Source organism: Segnochrobactrum spirostomi, from assembly GCF_009600605.1.
GTDB lineage: Bacteria > Pseudomonadota > Alphaproteobacteria > Rhizobiales > Segnochrobactraceae > Segnochrobactrum > Segnochrobactrum spirostomi.
On sequence record NZ_VWNA01000001.1, the window covers coordinates 682,066 to 703,227 of the forward strand.

The 21,162-nt window shown below is 70.2% G+C and carries 18 protein-coding genes and 1 tRNA gene; 5 read left to right on the forward strand and 14 right to left on the reverse strand.

What is annotated here, in order from left to right:
• Positions 1–129: 129 nt before the first annotated feature.
• Positions 130–1,113: an adenosylcobinamide-phosphate synthase CbiB gene (cbiB, locus tag F0357_RS03135; protein WP_153478636.1), complete on the forward strand. Its 984-nt coding sequence runs from the start codon at positions 130–132 to the stop codon at positions 1,111–1,113.
• A 6-nt stretch (positions 1,114–1,119) separates the two neighbouring features.
• On the opposite strand, the gene F0357_RS03140 is transcribed toward cbiB, so the two are convergent.
• Positions 1,120–2,622: a cobyric acid synthase gene (locus tag F0357_RS03140; protein WP_246161328.1), complete on the reverse strand. Its 1,503-nt coding sequence runs from the start codon at positions 2,620–2,622 to the stop codon at positions 1,120–1,122.
• An 11-nt stretch (positions 2,623–2,633) separates the two neighbouring features.
• Positions 2,634–3,257: a bifunctional adenosylcobinamide kinase/adenosylcobinamide-phosphate guanylyltransferase gene (gene cobU / locus F0357_RS03145; protein ID WP_153478638.1), complete on the reverse strand. Its 624-nt coding sequence runs from the start codon at positions 3,255–3,257 to the stop codon at positions 2,634–2,636.
• A gap of 425 nt (positions 3,258–3,682) precedes the next feature.
• On the opposite strand from cobU, the gene F0357_RS03150 reads away from it, so the two are divergent.
• A tRNA-Asn gene (locus tag F0357_RS03150) sits at positions 3,683–3,758 on the forward strand.
• A 104-nt stretch (positions 3,759–3,862) separates the two neighbouring features.
• On the opposite strand, the gene F0357_RS03155 is transcribed toward F0357_RS03150, so the two are convergent.
• Positions 3,863–4,246, reverse strand: coding sequence for a type II toxin-antitoxin system VapC family toxin (locus F0357_RS03155; RefSeq protein WP_153478640.1), 384 nt, complete (start codon positions 4,244–4,246; stop codon positions 3,863–3,865).
• Positions 4,243–4,500, reverse strand: coding sequence for a type II toxin-antitoxin system Phd/YefM family antitoxin (locus F0357_RS03160; RefSeq protein WP_153478643.1), 258 nt, complete (start codon positions 4,498–4,500; stop codon positions 4,243–4,245). The genes F0357_RS03155 and F0357_RS03160 overlap by 4 nt, the downstream gene beginning before the upstream one ends.
• Positions 4,501–4,733: 233 nt before the next feature.
• Between F0357_RS03160 and F0357_RS03165 the strand changes: the two genes are divergently transcribed.
• A complete protein-coding gene (locus tag F0357_RS03165; RefSeq protein ID WP_153478645.1) occupies positions 4,734–5,531 on the forward strand; it encodes a VOC family protein in 798 nt (265 codons plus the stop codon).
• A 13-nt stretch (positions 5,532–5,544) separates the two neighbouring features.
• Here the strand turns inward: F0357_RS03165 and F0357_RS03170 are convergent, their stop codons facing one another.
• Both F0357_RS03170 and F0357_RS03175 read right to left on the reverse strand, forming a co-directional pair.
• Positions 5,545–7,038 carry a hypothetical protein gene (locus F0357_RS03170; RefSeq protein WP_153478647.1) on the reverse strand — a complete coding sequence of 498 codons (1,494 nt, stop codon included), beginning with the start codon at positions 7,036–7,038 and terminating at the stop codon, positions 5,545–5,547.
• A gap of 433 nt (positions 7,039–7,471) precedes the next feature.
• Positions 7,472–7,876, reverse strand: a complete 405-nt coding sequence (locus tag F0357_RS03175; protein WP_153478649.1) for a hypothetical protein — start codon at positions 7,874–7,876, stop codon at positions 7,472–7,474.
• A 296-nt stretch (positions 7,877–8,172) separates the two neighbouring features.
• Here F0357_RS03175 and F0357_RS03180 point away from each other — a divergent pair, with 296 nt between their 5' ends.
• The gene (locus F0357_RS03180) at positions 8,173–8,628 is read left to right on the forward strand and encodes a group III truncated hemoglobin (RefSeq protein WP_246161330.1); all 456 of its coding nucleotides are present in this window, start codon (positions 8,173–8,175) and stop codon (positions 8,626–8,628) included.
• 20 nt (positions 8,629–8,648) lie between these two features.
• Here the strand turns inward: F0357_RS03180 and pcaF are convergent, their stop codons facing one another.
• The 3 genes from pcaF to F0357_RS03195 are packed head-to-tail and all read right to left on the reverse strand — an operon-like array spanning position 8,649 to position 11,522.
• The gene (gene pcaF / locus F0357_RS03185; protein ID WP_153478651.1) at positions 8,649–9,854 is read right to left on the reverse strand and encodes a 3-oxoadipyl-CoA thiolase; all 1,206 of its coding nucleotides are present in this window, start codon (positions 9,852–9,854) and stop codon (positions 8,649–8,651) included.
• A 1-nt stretch (position 9,855) separates the two neighbouring features.
• On the reverse strand, positions 9,856–10,674 hold the full coding sequence (locus F0357_RS03190) for a CoA-transferase subunit beta (protein WP_153478653.1): 819 nt from the start codon (positions 10,672–10,674) through the stop codon (positions 9,856–9,858).
• Positions 10,675–10,676: 2 nt separating this feature from the next.
• Complete coding sequence (locus tag F0357_RS03195) at positions 10,677–11,522, reverse strand: CoA transferase subunit A (protein WP_153478655.1); 846 nt, start codon at positions 11,520–11,522, stop codon at positions 10,677–10,679.
• Between the two features lie 104 nt (positions 11,523–11,626).
• Here F0357_RS03195 and pcaQ point away from each other — a divergent pair, with 104 nt between their 5' ends.
• Positions 11,627–12,568, forward strand: a complete 942-nt coding sequence (gene pcaQ / locus F0357_RS03200) for a pca operon transcription factor PcaQ (RefSeq protein ID WP_153478657.1) — start codon at positions 11,627–11,629, stop codon at positions 12,566–12,568.
• A gap of 18 nt (positions 12,569–12,586) precedes the next feature.
• On the opposite strand, the gene F0357_RS03205 is transcribed toward pcaQ, so the two are convergent.
• From F0357_RS03205 to sugE, 5 genes are all read right to left on the reverse strand, one after another.
• Positions 12,587–13,573, reverse strand: coding sequence for a glutathione S-transferase family protein (locus tag F0357_RS03205; protein WP_153478659.1), 987 nt, complete (start codon positions 13,571–13,573; stop codon positions 12,587–12,589).
• 116 nt (positions 13,574–13,689) lie between these two features.
• Entirely contained in the window at positions 13,690–17,040 is a 3,351-nt protein-coding gene (locus tag F0357_RS03210) for an error-prone DNA polymerase (RefSeq protein ID WP_153478661.1), read from the reverse strand.
• A 14-nt stretch (positions 17,041–17,054) separates the two neighbouring features.
• Complete coding sequence (locus F0357_RS03215; protein ID WP_246161331.1) at positions 17,055–18,638, reverse strand: DNA polymerase Y family protein; 1,584 nt, start codon at positions 18,636–18,638, stop codon at positions 17,055–17,057.
• The gene (locus F0357_RS03220) at positions 18,544–19,401 is read right to left on the reverse strand and encodes an ImuA family protein (RefSeq protein ID WP_208948189.1); all 858 of its coding nucleotides are present in this window, start codon (positions 19,399–19,401) and stop codon (positions 18,544–18,546) included. The genes F0357_RS03215 and F0357_RS03220 overlap by 95 nt, the downstream gene beginning before the upstream one ends.
• Before the next feature lie 1,212 nt (positions 19,402–20,613).
• Positions 20,614–20,943, reverse strand: coding sequence for a quaternary ammonium compound efflux SMR transporter SugE (gene sugE, locus F0357_RS03225; protein ID WP_153478663.1), 330 nt, complete (start codon positions 20,941–20,943; stop codon positions 20,614–20,616).
• Between the last annotated feature and the right edge of the window lie 219 nt (positions 20,944–21,162).

A 21,162-nucleotide genomic window follows, 5' to 3' on the forward strand; every position in this document is an offset into this window, starting at 1 on the left:
GGCGGCCGGTGACCTCGTCCGGCATCTTGCCTCCCGTCCGGCGCCGCGGCCTCGTCGCGCTTGCGCCCCGCACCGCTCCGGCGACAAGATCGGGCGCTGCCCGTTTCCTTCCAACGCGTCCTCAGGCCCATGCTCTTTCTCGATGATGGTCCCGCGATCCTCCTCGTCGCGCTCGGGCTCGACGCCGTGGTCGGCGATCCGCCCTGGCTGTGGCGCCGGCTGCCCCATCCGGTCGCGCTGATCGGCCGGGCGATCGGCGCCGCCGACCGCGGCCTCAACGACGCCCGCCTGCCCTTCGCGACGCGGCGGCGGCGCGGCGGCCTCGCCTTCGCCGGCATTCTCCTCGCCGGCATCGCCGCCGCGGCCTTCGTCGAGGCGGTGTTCGCGGAATTGCCGTGGCCGATCGGCAGCGTCTTGATCGCCATCTTGGGCGCGATCTTCCTCGCCCAGCGCTCGCTCTACGATCACGTCCACGTCGTCGAAGCACCGCTCGCCGACGGCAACCTCGCCGCCGCCCGCTCCGCCGTTTCCCACGTCGTCGGGCGCGACACCGCCCGTCTCGACGAAGCCGGCATCGCACGCGCGGCGATCGAGACGACGGCCGAGAGCTTCTGCGACGGGGTGGTGGCGCCGGCCTTCTGGTTCGCCCTGTTCGGGCTTCCGGGCATCGTCGCCTACAAGATCATCAACACCGCCGATTCGATGATCGGCCACGACGACGCGCGCCATCGCGCCTTCGGCTTCTTCGCAGCCAAGACAGACGACCTCGTCAACCTCATCCCTGCCCGCCTGTCCGGCGCGCTCGTCGCGCTCGCCGCGCCGCTCGCCCGCGGGCGGATCGGGCACGCCTTCTCGATCATGCTGCGCGACGCGCCGAAGCATGCCTCGCCGAACGCCGGCTGGCCGGAGGCGGCGATGGCCGGCGGCCTCGACGTCGCCCTGCTCGGGCCGACGCCCTATGGCGGCGAACTGACGGACAAGGCCTGGCTCAATCCCGAGGGTCGCCGCGAGGCCGGCGCCCGCGACATCCGCCGTGGGCTGCGCGTTTATCTCGGCGCGGCGGCGCTCCATGCCCTGCTGTGGGCGATCGTCGCGGCGATCGCAGCGCTCTGACCGCGCTCACGCCCCGCGGCTGCGGGCGATCGCAAGGATGCGCCCGAGATCGAGATGAGCTTCGAGATGATCGGCGAGCGCGTCGAGCGCCGCCTCGACGGCCTCGTCATAGGCGAAGTCCGACGCGACCCCGAGCCCGGCGAGAAAGCGCGCGCGGAACCCATCCGCCGAAAAGAGACCGTGGGCATAGGTGCCGGCGACCCGTCCATCCGCCGACACCGCGCCGTCGGGCCGCCCCTCGATCTCGACGAACGGCCGGGCACAATCGGGGCCTTGGGTGCGGCCGAGATGGATCTCGTAGCCCTCGATGGGCGTATTCGTTGCGACGTCGCGGCCGCGCACCGGCCGGGTCACCTTGTCGCCGCCAAGCACGGTCTCGACATCGAGCAGACCGAGCCCCGGCACGGTCCCGGCCCGCCCCTCGACCCCGTCCGGGTCGGCGATGGTGCGCCCGAGCATCTGGTAGCCGCCGCAGAGCCCGACGACCCGTCCGCCGCGGCGGACATGGGCGGCGAGATCGACGTCCCAGCCCTGGGCGCGGAGAAAGGCGAGGTCGCCGATCGTCGCCTTCGAGCCCGGCAACACGACGAGGCCGGTTTCCGCCGGCAGGGCCTCGCCGGGGGCGAGGAAGCGCACCCGCACGCCCGGCTCGCCGCGCAGGGGATCGAGATCGTCGAAATTCGCCATTCGCGACAGCATCGGCACGACGACGAGAAGACCGCCCTCGCCGCCCGAGCGCGCGGCCGCGGCGAGGGAGAGCGCGTCCTCGGCCGGCAGGCGGGCGGCGTCGGGCAGCCACGGCACGAGGCCGAGCGCCGGCCAGCCGGTGAAGCGCTCGATTGCCGCCATGCCTTCGGAAAACAGCGCAGGATCGCCGCGGAAGCGGTTGACGAGAAAGCCCTTGATCCGCGCCGCGTCATCCGGCGGCAGAACCGCGTGGTGGCCCACGAGGCTCGCGATGACCCCGCCGCGATCGATGTCGCCGACGAGGATGACCGGCACGTCGGCGGCGTGGGCGAAGCCCATGTTGGCGATGTCGCCGGCCCGCAGGTTGATCTCCGCCGGGCTGCCGGCGCCTTCGACCAGAATGAGGTCCGCTTCCGCCGCGAGCCGGGCGAAGCTGTCGAGCACGTCGGGCATCAAGGTCGGCTTGAGGCGCTGATAGGCGGCCGCCTCCGCCCGGGTGCGGCGCTTGCCCTGCACCACCACCTGCGCGCCGCGGTCGGTCTCGGGTTTCAACAGCACCGGGTTCATGTGGACGCTCGGCGCCACCCGCGCGGCGCGCGCCTGCAAGGCCTGGGCGCGGCCGATCTCGCCGCCGTCCGGCGTCGCGGCGGCGTTGTTCGACATGTTCTGCGGCTTGAACGGGCGCACCGCGAGCCCCTGCCGCACGAAGGCCCGGCAGAGCCCGGCGACGATCAGCGACTTGCCGACGTCCGAGCCGGTGCCCTGGATCATGATGGCCGGCGTCGCCGGCCGGCCCCCGCTCGTCATCCCTAAGCCGGTCATACCCGCCCCGCTCATGACCACAGCGCCGCGACCGGGTCCGCGGCCGGCTTCAGGCGCAGCGGACAGCCCGCGGCGACAAAGAAGGCGTCGGTCGCGATCTCGGCGACGCGGCGGTTGAGGCGGCCCTGGGCATCGCGGAAACGGCGGCCGAGCGGCGTATCCGGCACGATGCCGAGCCCAACCTCGTTGGAGACGAGGACCACCGGCCCGGCGGCGCCGGCGAGCGCGGCGACGAGGCCTTCGATCTCGGCCTCGACGGGGCGATCCGCCAGCATGACGTTGGTAAGCCACAGGGTCAGGCAATCGACGAGCACGATGCGGCCCGGCCCCGCCTCCGCCGCGATCAAACCGGCGAGGGCGATCGGAACCTCGAGGGTGCGCCAGTCCTCGCCGCGCTCGGCGCGATGGCGGGCGATCCGTTCGGCCATCTCCCCGTCCCGCGCCTCGCCGGTCGCGACATAGAGGCGCTCGAGCCCGCTCGCGCGGACGACCCGCTCGGCGAACGCGCTCTTACCCGACCGCGCGCCGCCGGTGACGAGCACGAGGCGCGGACGAACGGCGTTCGTCTGCTCGGCGACCTCCCGGCCTTGCGCCGTCTCCCGGCCTTGCGCGCTATCGCGGTCCTGGTCGCACATTCCGATTTGCCGTCCTTCACCCTGCCGCGGCTGCGCCGGCCCCACGACGGCCCGAGCCCGGGCGACGATAAGGCCCCGGACCGGATTCGCGAAAGCACCGCTGATGGGTGGCGCAACCAGCCGCTCCATGCCCTCCGCTTTCCATCGTCATTGCCGGCCTTGTCCCGGCAACCGAGGGGCGGCGGACACCGAGCACGTGGTTCCTGGATCCCCGGGTCAAGCCCGGGGAAGACGACAGAAAGGTCGTGGTTCGCCCTGCCCCAGGCGGAACGCGCGAGCCCTCTGCCCCGCAGCGCCGGATCTTGCGCGGAACCGCCGTCCATCCCAACTTATGCACATGGTGCGGGGCGGCCCGGCAACTTCGCGCTTGGCAACCCGCGGCACTGTTGTTATAGGCAGCACCCGAGCCGGCCAGCCGGTTCCGATCCCCGATAGCTCAGTTGGTAGAGCATTCGACTGTTAATCGAATTGTCGCAGGTTCGAGCCCTGCTCGGGGAGCCATCTTTCCCAAATCGCTTTTGCGTTTCAGCTGCGCGGGCACAAGAGATGTCGCGCTCTGGTTTCGACGAAAGCCACGACGCCCTTATCGCGCCGCATTCTGACACTCACAGAACGCTTGCGACGTCCGTCTGGCGAAAATCATTGCCAATATAAAGCAGCGCGCATTCATGCTCTTTCGCGACGTCGTACGCGAAGCAATCGCCGAAATTCAGCGCTGCGGGATGGAACCCTTTTCCCCACCTCCGATAAGCTTCCGCGACGCGCCGTGAAGACGCCGGCGTCACGCTGACAATCTCGAAGCCGAGCCCATCAATCAGCCGCTCGACCTCTTCGCCGACGCCGCGCTGTCGGGCGACGATCATAGCTTCCGCGACCGTGACGGACGAAATCAGCAGGCGTTCCTCTGCAGCGAGCGCCGCGGCGCAAGAGCCTGCCTCCGGCTCGTTCAGAACGATCGCCAAGAGCGCCGACGTATCGACGGCAATCATCCGGGAAGGCCTTCGTCGTCATACAGAAAATCTTGGCTGCGCGCTGCGCCCGGGCCGGCGGTTCGCTTCTCGGCCGCGGAGGCGCGGACGGAATCTATCAGAGCCTTGCGCGATCGAGCATCGATAACGGTCTTCACCGGAACCAGACGGACCGCCGCATGACCGTGGCGGGTCAGGATGATCTCGTCCCCTGCCTCCGCGCGACGGACCAGTTCCGTCAGTTGGCCTTTCGCTTCCGTCACGGAAACCCGCATGATGGCCTCCCTTCTCGCGTCTAATCACTCAATTTTAGACTAGACAATGGTCTATCTCAATCTCTCCCTCACACCATCGCACATCGGCTTTCCTGGTCCGCCCCCTCATCCCTCCACCCACCTCTCCCGGACTTTGACGCTCCTCAAATACGTTGATATCAATCCATCCGGAACGTCCGAGCGACCGCGGGCGTTGCCGAGCGAGACCAAGGCCGATCTCGGGAGGGGATTTCATGAGCGACGCTGAAACAGCCGGTGCGTCCGGCTGCGCCGGGCGGTTCGTCTGGTACGAGTTGATGACGACCGATACGGCGGCCGCCCGCGCCTTCTATGGCAGCGTGGTCGGCTGGCGGATGCATGACGCCGGCATGCCGGGCTTTGAATATACCCTGCTCGGCACCGCAGCCGGCGATGCCGGCGGCCTGATGGAAATCCCCGCCGAGGCCCGCGCCCAAGGCGCGCAACCGGGCTGGATCGGCTATATCGCGGTCGACGACGTGGATGCGAAGACCGCGGCGGTCTCCGCGGCCGGCGGCAAGGTGTATCGGGAGCCGGCGGATATCCCGAATGTCGGCCGCTTTTCCGTCGTCGCCGATCCGCAGGGCGCGGTCTTTTCGCTCTTCATGGGCGACGGCTCCGGCGAAATGCCGGACGTGCCGCCGGGCACGCCGGGACATGCGGGCTGGCGGGAGCTCCACGCGGGGGATTGGGAGGCGGTCTTTCCGTTCTATGCCGAGCTGTTCGGCTGGACCAAGGCCAACAGCTTCGACATGGGGCCGATGGGCACCTACCAAACCTTCGCCGTCGGCGGCGAGCCGACCGGCGGCATGATGACGAAGCCGGAGGGCGTGCCGGTCCCGGCTTGGAATTATTATTTTCTGGTCGACGGGGCCGAGGCGGCCCTCGATCGGATCAAGGCGGCCGGGGGCCAGGTGCTCAACGGTCCGATGCAGGTCCCCAACGACAGTTGGATCGTGCAGGGCCTCGATCCGCAGGGCGCGTTCTTTTCGCTGATCAGCCACACCCGCTGACGGAGACCCGCGCTCACGGCGCGGGCGACCGCACCAGGGAATAGACCTTGTGCGCGAAGGGGACCGGCGCGCTTTCGACCACGGCGAGCGCGCCGGCCGCCCGTCCCTCGACGACCGTGTAGGCCGGCGGCACGGCGGGGTGCAGGGGAAAGCGGTCACCAACCTGGGGCGCGAGCGCGCCGGGGTCGGTTTCGGCCAGGCCCCCGCTTTCGCTCAGAAGCGTCACCATGGCGGCGGCGGCGCGGCCGGTGGCGAGCTGGTTCGCGGCGACGAAGAGATCGAGCGCGAGGCTCACCGCGATCACCAGTCCGGCGAGGATTTTCCGGCGCGCCAGAAGCGGCGCGACGAAGAGATACGCGAGCGGCAGCAGGAACAGGAGATAACGCTGGGCCGGCCGCGTCAGCGCGAGCGCGCCGATCACGGCGACGATGCCGAGGATCAGGCAGACGACGAGCCGCAGATCCCCTTCCCCGCTCCGGGCGGTCGCGACGCCCTCGGCCGCCGTCACGACGAAGAAGCCGGCGCAGACCGCGAACGCCCCGCCGACGACGGCGCCCGCGAGGTAGCGATCGAGCGGACCGAAATTCATCTCCCCGTTCGGGGCGAGCAACAGCGCCCCCGCGACGAACAGCCCCGCTCCGCCGACCACCACGATGACCCAGGCGGCGGGGGAATGCCGCCGGCGCCACAGCGCCAGAAGGGGCAGCGGCATCAACAGAAGCGCGAGATAGCCCGCATAGGCGACGAGGTTCGTCGCCACGAAGCCCGGTGTGATCACGAGGCCGTGGATCGACTGGAATTGCGGCGGCGCGATCCAGAAGCCGTAGGCGGCGCGGATCCCGGCGAGGAAAAGCAACGGCCAGACGAGGATGGCGGCGGTGATCAGCGCCACACTCGACAGCCGTCGGGCGGGCGGCGCGCCGGGCCGGGAGAGGCCTTCGAGCCAGATCAGCGGCAACAGCAGCGCGGCGTGATATTTGAGAATGATGGCGAGCGCGAAGGCGACCACCGCCGCGGCCCTGGTCGCCCCAGAGCCCGGTCGCTCCCAGGCGAGCGCCACGGCGAAGATCGCGAGCGCGGCGGGCAGGAAATCCGCCGTACCGCGCCCCGAAAAGGTCCAGACCAGCGGATTGACGACGACGAGCGCGACGAGAAGCGCGTCCGGCACCGCGAGCCCGAGCCGCCCGCGCAACCGCACCAGCGCCGCGGCGAGGAAAGCGAGGCCGGCGATCGAGAAAAGGCGCGGGGCGAGATCGATGCCGATGAAGGGCAAGGCCGCGTGGAGGCCATAAGCCAGCATCGGCAGGCCGAGCGAATTCGCCTCGACAGCGAAATAGCGCGCGAGGAGATCGGCATCGCCGGTCGCAAACGACCGCGCGGCGCCGGAGAACGCCCACTCGAGATTGATCCCCGGCAACCACACGAGCGCGAGATGCGCCGCGATCACCAACGTCGCAATCACGGCGGCCACAGGCAGCCCGGAGAACTGCCGTCTGTCTTCGATCATGGATCGCCACCTGGATGCCCGCCCCAACAGAGACGACGATCCGGTGAATTTTCCGCGAACGAAGGCTCTAAATCGATCGCACCGTGGGCCTTATGGCCCTCATCGCCGCCATCGCCGCCCGGCGCGGGTGACCCGGGGTGGGCGGTGGCGTTGTCCGGAACCGCTTCCGTCGGTGCTGGAATGCGGCCATCGCGGCACGACGCCTTCACCCTCCCCGGCGAGGGCAGGGCAATCGCGCTTGGCCACGGACCATCCAAGCGGCCCTCTTATGCGGCGGACACCTTGCTCTCCATCGTCGTTCCCGCCCTTGTGGCGGCAACCCCGGGGCGGCACGGACTGTGTTCCGCCCCCTGGGTTCCCGGGACAAGTGGGCGGGTCAGCGTCGTGTTTGCTTCGCGGTTGGTCGGATTTCACCACCGCCTGAATAGTCCGCTCACTCGCAGAACTTGCTCGGGATCGTCACCGTGCTGTCGGGCGCGACGTCGACCAGGACAGCCGCCGTCGCCGTGCCGACCGGCGGCACGAACAAGATCTTGCCGGACCCGCCGGGACTGCCGGCGCACGCATTGAACATCTCGCTATAGCCGGCCGGGACTTTGCCCGATCGAAGCTTCCGGAGGAAGGTGGCACTGCCGATGGCGAGCTGGCAGGTCTCGTCCCCCACGGTTGCGTAGGCCGCGCCGCTGCAGGTGTTCTTGAGGGTGAACCAGAGGCCGGGCGTCACGATCGTGACCGATCCGGCCCGGGCAGTAAAATCGTCGGGTTCGGCGGCGAGGACACCGCCCGACATGGCACACGCGACAACCACGACGAACGCACGCAGGCGATGGCGATTCATGGGGCTCTCCCATCTGGTGTGACGCCGTCAGTTTACACAATTTAAGGTTGTTCACAATAACGGAAGCACGAAATACGAGCGCTCCGATGCCCACGGGACCCGAGACGCCAGCCGCACAAGGTCGGGGCCGCCGCTCCCGGGGCGACCGGCGAGCGCACGCAAGGACTCCAGCCGTGGAACCGAGGGGCGCGCGGCGAGCCGCAACAGGCCCTTGCAGGGCCCGCCGGCCGACAGATATCAGGGCACGCAACCGGAAGAGACCGCCATCGGCGATCCCCCCGCAGGTGAGGCCGAGCATGGCGAGCGAAATGTCCCCGAACGATCCCGCCAGCGCGGCCCTCGATCCACTCCACCCGGTCAGCGAGGCGGAAATCGAGCGACTGGTGCACACCTTCTACGGGCGGGTGCGGCAGGATCCGCTGATCGGGCCGATCTTCAACGAGAAGATCGCCGATTGGGATGCGCACCTCGAAAAGCTGTGCGCGTTCTGGTCGTCGGTGGTGCTTCGGACGGGCCGCTATGACGGGCGGCCGATGCGGCCGCACCTGATGATGCCGCTCCAGGGCGCCCACTTCGACCGCTGGCTCGACCTCTTCGAGGCGACGGCGGCGGACGTGCTGAGCCGCCCCGCAGCCGACCTCTTCGTCGACCGCGCCCGGCGCATCGCCGACAGCTTCGAGATGGGCATCGCGACGACGCGGGGACAGATCAAGGCGCCGCGGCATGTCCGCCGCGGCGCCCTTCCCTCTTAGAACGAGAAGCCGTCCGGGGCTCAGACCGCTTCGAGAGCGATCGCGATGCCCTGGCCCACGCCGATGCACATCGTGGCGAGCGCGCGGCGCTTGCCCGTCAGCGACAGTTCCAGCGCGGCAGAGCCCGAGATGCGCGCCCCCGACATGCCGAGGGGATGGCCGAGCGCGATGGCGCCGCCGTTGGCGTTCACGTGCGGCGCGTCCTCGGCCAAGCCGAGTTGGCGCAGCACGGCGATCGCCTGGCTCGCGAACGCCTCGTTGAGCTCGACGACGTCGAAATCGGCGGGGGTGAGGCCGAGGCGGGCGCACAGCTTCTGCGTCGCCGGAACCGGGCCGATGCCCATGATGCGCGGCGGCACGCCGGCGCTGGCCCCGCCGAGGATGCGGGCGATCGGGGTGAGCCCGTTCGCCATCGCCGCCGCTTCGGAGGCGATGATCAGCGCGGCGGCGCCGTCGTTGACGCCGGCGGCGTTGCCCGCCGTCACCGTGCCGCCCTCGCGGAAGGGCGTCGGCAGCTTCGCCATCACCTCGAGGGTCGTGTCGGCGCGCGGATGCTCGTCCTTGTCGACGACGACGGGATCGCCCTTGCGGCGGGGAATGGTGACCGGAACGATCTCGCGGGCGAGCCGCCCGTTCGCCTGGGCGGCGACCGCGCGCTGCTGCGAGCGGAAGCCGAACGCATCCTGATCGGCACGGGAGATGCCGAAATCGGCGGCGACGTTCTCCCCCGTCTCGGGCATGGAATCGACGCCGTATTGCTTGCGCATCAGCGGGTTGACGAAGCGCCAGCCGATCGTGGTGTCGTGGATCTCGTTGGCGCGGGAGAAGGCGGATTCCGCCTTCGGCAGCACGAACGGCGCCCGCGACATGGATTCGACGCCGCCGGCGACATAGAGGCTGCCGTCACCGGCCTTGATCGCCCGCGCCGCGGTCAGCACGGCGTCCATGCCCGAACCGCACAGCCGGTTGATCGTGGTGCCGCCGACCGAGAGCGGATAGCCGGCAAGCAAGAGCGACATGCGGGCGACGTTGCGGTTGTCCTCGCCGGCCTGGTTGGCACAGCCGAAGATCACATCGTCGATCGCCTCGAGATCGAACGAGGAATGGCGCTCGGCGAGCGCCTTGAGCGGGACGGCGCCGAGATCGTCGGCGCGCACGCTCGACAGCGCGCCGCCGTAACGGCCGATCGGCGTGCGGACATAGGCGCAGATATAGGCTTCCGTCATGTCAGGCTCCCGCGCTCGCCCCGGCCGGGGCCGCGCTCTTGGTCTTGCTGCCGCCGTGCGCCTTCTCGGTGCGCGCCTGGAGATCGCGCAGCGTGCCGAGTTCGAGCTCGGTCGGCGGCGGTGTCTCCTCCAGGCTTTCGGCGAATCGCACCGTCCAGCCGCAGGTTTCCTGCACCATGTCACGGCTGACGCCGGGGTGCAGCGAGACGACGGTGAATTCCTTGGTCTCGGGATCGGGCAGCCAGATCGCGAGATCGGTGATGAGGCGGGTCGGCCCCTTCGTGGTGATGCCGAGGCGGCGGCGATGGTCGCCGCCCTCGCCGTGGCCGAACGAGGTGTAGAAGTCGATCTTCTCCACCATCGACCGCTTGGCCTGCTTCAGCGTGATGAAGACCTCCTGGCAGGAGGTCGCGATTTCGGGCGCGCCGCCACCGCCGGGCAGGCGCACCTTGGGCTTGTCGTAGGGACCGATCACGGTGGTGTTGATGTTGCCGAAGCGGTCGAGTTGGGCGGCGCCGAGGAAGCCGATCGAGATCCGCCCGCCCTGGAGCCAATAGCGGAACATCTCCGGCACCGAGACGGTGGTGAGCGCCGTCTCGCAGAGTTCGCCGTCGCCGATCGAGAGCGGCAGCACGTCCGGCCGGGTGCCGATGGTGCCGCTCTCGTAGATCAGGGTGATGTCCGGCGCATGGGTGAGCCGGGCGACGTTGCAGGCCGCCGACGGGGCGCCGATGCCGACGAAGCAGACGTCGTCGTTCTTGAGCGCGCGGGCGGCGGCGATCGTCATCATCTCGTTGGGCGTGAAATCCGGGGTCGCCATCGTCAGAGATCCTTCACCCGCTCGGCGAACACGTCCGGTCCGACCTCGAGAACATTCGCCTTCATCCAGGCCGTGAAGAGCTCGCGGTCGGCCGAGATGCGGTCCCATTCGAGATAGGCCGCGTTGTCGCGCGCATAATAGCCGTGGGTATAAGAGGGGTGCGCCCCGCCCGGCACGACCGCGATCGCCGTCACCGTCCAGTGCGGCAGCACGCACAGGTTCGGATGGATGCCGTCGAAATCCTCGACGACCTCCTCGACCGTGACCACGACGCGCTTCGCCGCGAGCGCGACTTCCTTCTGCACGCCGATGATGCCTTCGATGAGCACGTCGCCGCGCCGGCTCGCCTTCTGGGCGTGGATGAAGGCCACGTCCGGCCGGTGGGCCGGGATGGCGGCGAGCTCCTCGCCGGTGAAGGGGCACGTCACCGACTTGATGTCCGGGTTGACGCGGGCGAGCTCGGCGCCGCGATAGCCGCGGAAGATCGCGCAGGGCAGGCCCGAGGCGCCCGCCTCGTAGGCGTTCGCCATCGCCGCATGGCTATGCTCGACGGTCTCGATGGCGCGCGGCCAGCCGTTCTCGATGGCGTCCCGCATGCGGCGCAAGAGGCCGACGCCGGGATTGCCGGCATACGAGAAGATGACCTTCTTCACGAGCCCCATGCCGATCATCTGATCGTAGATCACGTCGGGCGTCATGCGGATCAGGGTCAGGTCCTTACGGCCCTGGCGGATCGCCTCGTGCCCGGCGGCGTGGGGGATGAGGTGCGTGAAGCCCTCGAAGGCGGCGACGTCGCCGTCCGACAGGTTCTCGGCGACGCAATCGTGCAGGCTTTTGAATGTGGCCATGGTTCCCTCGGTCGCGACCGTCAGACGCGAGCGAACCATTTCTATTTCGCCTGAAAATTCATGTAAAATGACATTTGTGGGCGAAACTATAACGAGCGCTTATCATGAACGGGTCGTCGATCGATCCCCGCATCAAGCTCCGCCATATCACCTGCTTCCTGGAGGTGGCGCGCGCCGGCAGCGTCGGGCGCGCGGCGACGCTGCTGCGCATCAGCCAGCCCGCCGTCTCGAAGACGCTCCAGGAGCTCGAACAGTTGCTCGGGGTCGCGCTGTTCGACCGCAGCCGCCGCACCCTCGTCCTGACCGATCCCGGCGAGACCTTCCTGCGCTATGCCGGGGCGAGCGTGTCGGCGCTGCGCCAGGGGCTGCAATCGGTCGTCTCGGGGCCGGACACCCACGCCGTCACCGTGCCGATCGGCGCGCTGCCGACCGCCTCCGTGCGGCTCCTGCCGGCGGCGGTCGCCCACTTCACGCAACAGGCGCTCGGCATGCGGCCCCGCGTGGTGACGGGGCCGAACGCCTTCCTGCTGTCGCAGCTTCGGGTCGGCGCTGTGGACATCGTGATCGGCCGCATGGCGGAGCCGGCCTTGATGACGGGCTTCTCGTTCGAGCCGCTTTACTCGGAAGATGTCGCCTTCGTGGTGCGGCCCGGTCACCCGCTGCTCGCGGCCGAGCCGTTCGACTTCGCGGCCATCGAACGCTTCCAGGTCCTGATGCCGCCCCCGGACGCGGCGATCCGTACCACGGTCGACCGCTTCCTGGTCGGCCACGGCATCGGCCTCGTGCGCGACCAGATCGAGACGGTGTCCGACGCGTTCGGTCTCGCCTACACCGCGGCGACGGACGCGATCTGGATCATCTCGGAGGGCGTCGTCGCCGAGGCGATCGACCAGGGTCGCCTCATGCGGCTGCCGATCGACACCGCGGCGACCGTCGGCCCGGTCGGCCTGACGCTGCGGACCGACACCGAACTGCCGCTGCCGGCCAAGCTCTTCATCCGCTCGGTCCGGGCGGTCGTCGGAGAGCCGGGGGGCACGCTCGGGTGAGCGGCCGAACAGCCGCCCTCACCCCGCCGCAAGCGCCGCGCGGCCGGTCGGTTCGGTGAAGTCGAGGACGGGGCCGAGCGGCACCACCCCGGACGGGTTCACCGCCCGGTGGCTCTCGTAATAATGGTGCTTGATGTGGTGCAGATCGACGGTTCCGGCGACGCCCGGAAACGCATAGAGATCGCGCACATAGCCCCAAAGGTTCGGGTAATCGACGAGGCGCCGCAGGTTGCACTTGAAGTGCCCGACATAGACGGCGTCGAATCGCACCAAAGTCGGAAACAGCCGCCAATCGGCGAGGGTCGGCCGGTCGCCGAACAGGTAGCGCCGCTCGGCGAGACGCGCTTCCAACTCGTCGAGCATGGCGAACACGCCGGTCACCGCCTCTTCGTAGGCGGCCTGATCCCGGGCGAGCCCGGCCTTGTAGACGCCGTTGTTGAGGAGGTCGTAGATGCGGGCATTGAGCGCGTCGATCTCATCCTTGAGCGCGACCGGCTCGTAATCGCCCGGCGCCGCACCGACGCCGTCGAACGCGCTGTTGAACATGCGGATGATGTCAGCGGATTCGTTGTTGACGATCCGCTTGGTCTGCTTGTCCCAAAGGACCGGCGTGGTGACGCGGCCGGTATAGTGGGCGTCGCTCGCGATATAGACGTCGCGCAGGAAGCGAGCCCCGACATTCGGATCGGGGATGACGCCGGGACCCGGCGCGAAGGTCCAGCCGTCCTCGCGCATCAGCCAGTGCACGACGGAGAGCGAGATCATCGCCTCGAGGCCCTTGAGCGCCCGCAGGATCAGGGTGCGATGCGCCCACGGACAGGCGAGCGAGACATAGAGATGATAGCGGCCCGGCTCGGCCTTGAAGCCGCCCTCCCCGGTCGGACCCGGCGCGCCGTCCGGCGTGATCCAATGGCGGATCGGCGAGGCGGGGCGGACGAACCGGCCCCCGGTCCTCAGGGTGCTGAATTCCTCGACCTCCCAATGGCCGTCCACGAGTTGGCCCATGTCGTCTCCTCCCGAATGATGTCCGCGTCTGTTGCTTAACATTGTAGGGGCTCGGAGGTGCCGACAGGAGGCCGCATTCGCGAACGCTGTGTCGCCGCACGCGCCGCTCGGGCGGCTCAATGGAAATCGCGGCTGTGCACCGGCAACATCGCGGCCGCCTCCGAGGGCCGAGAGAGATCCTCCTCGTCGAGGCGGCGCAGATCGTCGCTGAGATCGAGGAAGCGGGCGGCGACCACGTGAATGACGAGGCCGACCTTCTGCAGGCGGCCACGCACCAGGACGAAGCGGGACGTCATCACGCAGCGCCGCTCCCGGGCGAAGATCTTCGGCCACACGACGATGTTGGCGATATCGGTCTCGTCCTCGAGCGTCATGAAGACGACGCCCTTGGAGGTGCCGGGCTGCTGGCGGGTGATGACGAGGCCGGCGACCGAGATCCAGGCGTTGCTGCCGAGCGTAGACCCGCGCAGATCGGCGTTCGGCACCGCGCCGAGCCGGGTCAGGCGGTCGCGGAAGAAGCTCACCGGATGCGCCTTCAGGGAGAGCCCGGTGGTGCGATAATCCTCCACCACATGGGTGTGCACCGGCATCTCCGGCAGGTGGACGTCCGGCTCCGGAAAGAGGCCGTCGCCCATCGGGTCGGCGAGCAGCGAAAGCTGACGGGGCACCGGGGGCGCCCGATCGGCCGCGGCAGTCCCCTCCTCCAGCGGCGCCAGCCAGGCCGCCGGCTCGGCGATGGCGGGAAGACGGCGCACCGCCCACAAGGCGGCGCGGCGGTCGAGCCCGAGCGAGCCGAACGCATCGGCCTCGGCCAGACGCTCCACCGCCGCCCGGGGCACGACGCTCGCAAGCCGCTCCAGGCTCGCATAGCCGTTGCCGCGGGCGGCCACGAGCCGTTCCATATCCGCCTCGCGCAGGCCCTCGACCTGATTGAATCCGAGCCGGACGGCATGGTGGGATCCGGAGGTCGCTTCGAGCCCGGTCTCCCATAGGCTGTCGTTGATATCGACGGGGCGCACCTCGACGCCGTGGCGGCGGGCGTCGCGCACGAGCTGGGCGGGGTGATAGAACCCCATCGGCTGACTGTTGAGGATCGCCGCGCAGAACACGTCCGGATGGTGGCATTTGATCCAGGCCGAGACGTAGACGAGCTTGGCGAAGCTCGCCGCATGACTTTCGGGGAAGCCATATTCGCCGAAGCCCTTGATCTGCTCGAAGCAGCGCTCGGCGAAGTCGCGTTCGTAGCCCCGCGCCACCATGCGGCCGATGAACTTGTCGGCGAAGGTGTGGACCGTGCCGTGATTGCGGAAGGTCGCCATGGCGCGGCGGAGGCCGTCCGCCTCGTCGGCGGTGAACTCGGCCGCGACCATGGCGATCTGCATTGCCTGCTCCTGGAAGAGCGGCACGCCGAGGGTGCGCGACAGCACCGCCTCGAGCTCGTCGGGCGGCCCCTTGTCCGGCGCGGGCGAAGGATAGAACGCCTTCTCCGGGGCCTCGCGGCGGCGCAGATAGGGGTGCACCATGCCGCCCTGGATCGGCCCCGGCCGCACGATCGCGACCTCGATGACGAGATCGTAGAACCGGCGCGGCTTGAGGCGCGGCAGCATCGACATCTGCGCCCGGCTCTCGACCTGGAACACGCCGACCGAATCCGCCTGGCAGAGCATGTCGTAGGTCGCGGTGTCGTCCTGCTGAACCGTCGCGATCGTGAGGTCGAGGGGCGCGCCGGTCTCGGTCTTGATGTGGGTCTTCATGAGATCGAAGGCGCGGTGCAGGCAGGTCAGCATGCCGAGCGCCAGCACGTCGACCTTCATCAGGCCGAGCACGTCGATGTCGTCCTTGTCCCATTCGATGAAGGTGCGGTCCTCCATCGCCGCGTTGCCGATCGGCACCGTCTCGTCGAGGCGCTCGCGGGTCAGCACGAAGCCACCAACATGCTGGGAGAGGTGGCGCGGAAAGCCGATCAGCGTGTTGGTGAGGGCAAGAACGTGGGCGAGCGCGGGATTGCCGGGATCGAGCCCGGCCTCGCGCACCTGGGCGGCGGAGATCTCCCCGCCGTGGGAGCCCCACACCGTCTTGGCGAGCGCGGCGGTGACGTCGGGGGTGAGCCCCATCGCCTTGCCGACCTCGCGGATCGCCCGGCGCGGCCGATAATGGACGACGGTCGAGCAGATCGCCGCCCGGTCGCGGCCATAGCGCCGGTAGATATATTGGATCACCTCCTCGCGCCGCTCGTGCTCGAAATCGACGTCGATATCGGGCGGCTCACCGCGCGCCTGGGAGATGAAGCGGGCGAAGAGAACGCTCGATTCGTTGGGGTCGATCTCGGTGATGCCGAGGCAGAAGCAGACCGCGCTGTTGGCGGCCGAGCCGCGGCCCTGGCAGAGGATGCCCTTGCCGCGGGCGAACCAGACCACGTCGTGGACGGTGAGGAAATAACGGGCGAAGCCGAGCGCCTCGATCAGCTTCAATTCCTCGACCACCTTCTCGCGCACGGAGGCCGGTACACCGCCGGGATAGCGCCGGGCGGCCCCGGTCCAGGTCAGGTGCTCGAGGTGGGCCTGGGGCGTCGTGCCCGGCGGCACCGGCTCGTCGGGATATTCGTATGTGAGCTCGTCGAGGCGGAAGCGGCAGGCGGCCGCGATGTCGAGGGTGCGCGCGACCGCCTCGGGAAAGGCGGCGAACAGGCGCGCCATCTCCGCGGGCCCCTTCAGGTGGCGTTCGGCATTGGCGGCGAGGCGGAAGCCCGCCGCCGCGATGGGGCAGCCCTCGCGGATCGCGGTCAGCACGTCGGCGAGGGGCGCGCGCTCGGGCTCGTGATAGAGCACGTCGCCGATCGCCACCATCGGCGCGCCGAGGGCACGGCCGAGCGCGTCGAGCCGCCCGAGCCGGCGCGGCTCGTCGCCGGCATGGCGGTGCACGGCCCCGAGAAAGACCGCCCCCGGTCGGGCTTCGGCGAGCCGGCGGAGCCGGGCCGCGAAGTCCGAGCCGGCGCGGCGCGTGCGCCCGGGCACGGCCGGCGGCGGCAAGACGATGAGGATCGAACCCTCTGCCGCCGCCTCCAGCTCGGCGAAGGAGAAATGGCACTCCCCCTTGGCGGCCCGCCGGTTGCCGAGGGTGAGCAGTCGGCAGAGCCGGCCATAGGCGGCCCGGTCGGTCGGATAGGCGAGCGCTTCGAACGTGTCCGCCGTGAGAAGGCGGACGCCGACGACGAGGCGGAAATCGGGGACGCCGCCCTCCGCCGCGGGCCGCCGCCGGACCGCCCGCGCCGCGGCGAAGGCGCGAACGATGCCGGCGAAGGAGTTGCGGTCGGCGACGCCGAGGGCGGCGATCCCGAGGGCGGCCGCCTGTTCGACCATCTCGCCCGGATGCGAGGCCCCGCGCAGGAAGGAGAAATTGGTCGCCGCCGCGAGCTCGGCATAAGCCGGTTGGGGCGGCCGCAGCGAAAGGCGGGCGGGATCGGACATCTTCGGGCCCCTCCTCAGGCGAACAGGCCCTGGACGAACCAGCGGGGCGATGCGGTCTCGCGGCCGTACAGCCCCTCGCGGTAGAGCCAGAAGCGGCGCCCCTCGGCATCCTCGACGAGATAATAATCCCGCGTCGGCGGCGGCTCGGTCGCCCGCCACCATTCGCCGGCGATGCGCTCCGGCCCCTCGGCGCGGGCGATGCGGTGCTGCCCGCCACGCCAGCGGAAACGCTGCGGCGGCCCCTCCGGCACCAAAGCGACGACCTCGGCGGGCTCCGGCCGGGGAAAGACGAGGATCGGCCGCGGCCGGGCCGAGCCCGCCGTCCACGCCGAAGCGGCGCCCGCATCCGCCGCCAAGAAGGCTTCGGTCGCCACGAAGGCTTCCGCCCGTTCCGGCAGGTGGCTCTGCCGGGCGACCGGCCGGCGCACGCTGCGGGCGCCGAGCCGCTGGCGCAGGCCGTCCATCAGGGCCGCGCAGCGCGCCGCCCGCTGCGGCTCCTCGGCCGCCTCGAGCCCCTCCTGCCGCGCCTCCCAGGGCGCGGCTTCGACGACGGAAAGGCCGACCGCCTCGAAGCCGAAGCCGGCATCGAGCCCGTCCCCGCCCCGGCCCGCGGCGCGATCGAGCTTGAGATCGACCAGCCGGGCGAAATGATCCGGATCGCGGGTCGCGGCGGAGACACCGATTTCGAGGGTCTGGAAACCGCCGTCGACCCGGTAGAGATCGAGGCGGAGCCGCCGCGCGGCGACGCCGTCGCGCTCCAGGGTCGGCGCGAGATCGGCCATCAGGTCGCGGGCGACGACGACCACCGCCTCCTGGCGGGCGATCGGCTCCAGAAGCCGGCGCAGGCTGCGATAAGCCGGCGCCGGCACGATCGGATCGAGCGGCTCGGGCAGGCGGCCGGTCGCCTGATCGAGCCGACGCAGCAGCGCCGCCTCGAACCGCGCCGCGAAGGGCGCCCGCGGCCGGGCGGCGATGGCGCCGATCGTCTTCAAGCCGAGCCGACGCAAGCGGGCGGTGAGATCGGGATCGAGGCGCAGCGCCTTGACCGGCAGGGGCGCCAGCACCTGCGCCTCCCGGCCCGCGCGCAGGATGCCCGGCGCCGGGTGGAAGCGCGACACGGCCCAGGCCGCCCCCGGCGTTCCGGCGAGCGCGAGTTCGGGCGCGAGACCGAAGCCGACGAGGCGGCGGGCGAGATCGTCGATCAGCCCGGCCTCGCCGCCGTGGAGATGGGCCGCACCGGTGATGTCGAGAAAGAGGCCGTCCTCGCCCTCCTCGGGGCCGAACAAAGCGACGACGGGGCTGTAGCGCATCGCCCACAGCCCGAGCCGGCGCAGGCCCGCGCGATCAGCCCCGGGATCGTGGTCGGCGACGACGAGGTCGACCGCCTTCACGCGCGCGTCGGCGACGGTGTCGCCCAGGCGCAGCCCGGCCGCCTCGGCGGCGGCGTTGAGGGCGGCGAGCCGACGGCCTCCCTTCACGTCGGCGGCGAGCGCGAACGGCCGCTCAGGAGGCGGCAGCGGCGCCCCCGCCTTCGCGCGGTCGTTCCGCCAGCGCAGGATCGGCCAGCGGGGCAGCCAGACGGAAACGATGCGCGGCATGATCGACCTCCCCGCTTTCGGCTTCCAGGATTTCGGTGTGCGGAACCACCAAGGCGGGCGGCTCCGGATCGCGCTCGAGGAGCCAAGCCCCCGGGCGCCCGTTGCGGCAGCGTTCGAGCCGGACCCGCCATCGCCAGGCGGCGACGAGCCCGAACGGATCGCGGGCGGCCGGCGCGGCGGCGATGCGCCAGCGCGTCATCGCGACGCTGGTGCCGACGGCGCCCGCGGTGCGCAGCAACAGGAGCGGCCGGCCGGACCCGGCGGCGGCGCGCTGCAGCCGCTGGCTCGCCTTGAGATCGACGGCACCACCGAGCGCAGCGAGAATGCCGGCAGGCCCACCCGAATTCAGCGCCTCCTCGACCGCCCACAACCCGTCCCGGTCGTCGGCGGCCGAGACCAGGACGAGCCGGGCGGGATCGAGCCCGAGCCCGGCGAAGCCGTGAGCGGACAGCGCACCGAGGCCGGCGAGGCCACGCGGCGTCTCGACGACGAAGACGGGTGCCCGCCCCGGCAGCCGCCCCGCCAAAGCGACGGCGAAGCCGAGGGCGGCGGGCATATCGGCCGCCGTTTCCGGGGCGATCTCGTGCAGCGCGCCGAGCGCGAGGCCGCCGCCGGGCAGGCGAGCATCGAGATCGGCGATGCCGAACGGCAGCACGTCCCCGCCCGCGGCCCCGTCGAGCCGCGGCAGCAGCCGGCGCAGCGCGCCGATCACCTCGTCCCGCGTCGCCCCGAGGGCGGCAGACGGCTCCCGACGGTTCTCCACGGCCGTCGTTCGGCCGGGGTCGCCGGGCTCCCCCTCCCCATCCGCTCGGCCGGCGAGACGGGGGCGCCGGAGGCCGTCCCGAGGGCTCCGGGCATCAGCCACGGGCGACGGACGCGGCGGCACGCCTGGGTCCGCCGGACGGGTCGCGTGCTCTGGGCCGCCCGAGCGAGGCGAACCCCGGATATCGTCCGGACGGGTCGCCTCCCCGAGATCCCCCGGACGAGCCGGGGGATGACGACGGAGGGGGTGTGGGCGCGCCCGGCCAAGGGGGACGAGGCCGGTCTCTCCCTCCGCAGAGGGCAGAGGGAAAGACCGCCTTTCGAGATGAGGTAGGCTGCCCATGCCGTCTCCCTGCATCGTCCGGGGCCATCGCCTGCGACGCCCGCCGGACGGGTCCCGGTCTTCACCGTCTTGCCCTCCATCGCCTTGCGTCCGAGCCTGATCCGACTTTCCCGATATGCTCTCCCGACGGCGTTCCGCGGGCACGGGCTTGCCTACCGACATCTGCCTGCCTCCGGGCCTCGTCTTCCGTTGGGCCTCTTCCTTTGGGCACGGCGCTCCCGTTCCGGCGCGCGAGGATGCGCGCCGGGCGACGCCGCGCCCGACTTGTCATGCAGACCGTCTCAATCCCTCGGCCGAACCCGGTCGCCCGAAGTCGCCATCTATCTCCGATCCGTCAAGCGGGGGCGACCCGCTTCAGCGTCCGGTGAGGAAGCCGACTTGCGGCCTCTCTCCCCGCCACCGCCTCTCGAACGAACCATCGCCCTCTCCGCCGTCATCCCCGGGCCTGTCCCGGGAATCCAGAAGGGGGACACAACGCTCGTGGCCTGGGTCCCCCGGCACAGGCCCGGGGATGACGATGGGGCTCGGACCGTCCCAACCGGGCGCTTTTCTTGCTCCCAGGTATCCGTTCCTCAAGGCGCCGCTCCCCAAGGCGTCCCCTTCCCGGGACGTCCGCTCTCCTCTGCCGCGCAGGATGCCGGCCCAAAACCGCCTTCCCGGAAACCGCTAGCGGATCCGGTCAGGCCGTCCTCGACCACCCCCTCATTTTAGAACAAAATGAGAACATGGCAACCGACTCGAATCGGATTCCGCGGTGGCCCCCACGGCGAGGCGCAGCGAAAGGCCGAGCGCCGACCTCGTACGGCACTGTTATAGATATCAGGAAGTATTTGATTTATATTGAGAATTGATGCGCTTGAACGGCGCTGCTCAGTGGGCGAATTTCAGCCCGATCACGCCGATCACCACGAGACTGATGCAGACGACGCGGGCAAGCGTCACCGGCTCGCCGAGCAGCGCCATGCCGAGCACGGCCGTTCCCACCGTCCCGATCCCCGTCCACACCGCATAGCCGGTGCCGACCGGCAGCGATTTCAGGGCGACGCCGAGCAGGACCACGCTGATGACCATGCTGACGCCGGTCAGCACGGAGGGCACCAGCTTGGTGAAGCCGTCGGAATATTTGAGCCCGATCGCCCAGCCGACCTCGAACAGACCGGCGACGAACAACACGACCCAAGCGAACGAACCACCCGCCATGGCGGATCTCCTTCGAAGGCAGGGTCGTCCCCGCAGGAATAGGGAGAGGACGGACGGGTCGTCCCGTCGTCCGAGGCCGACGCTTATAGCCGACCGCGGGCTTTTTGCCTATCGGGCGGGAGAGTCCCGCCCGGCGTGAGGGCTGGCAACGCGAGAGGACCACCGACGGCCACGCCGGTTGACGGGATGCGGGCGGCGGCGGATATCTCACCGCCATGA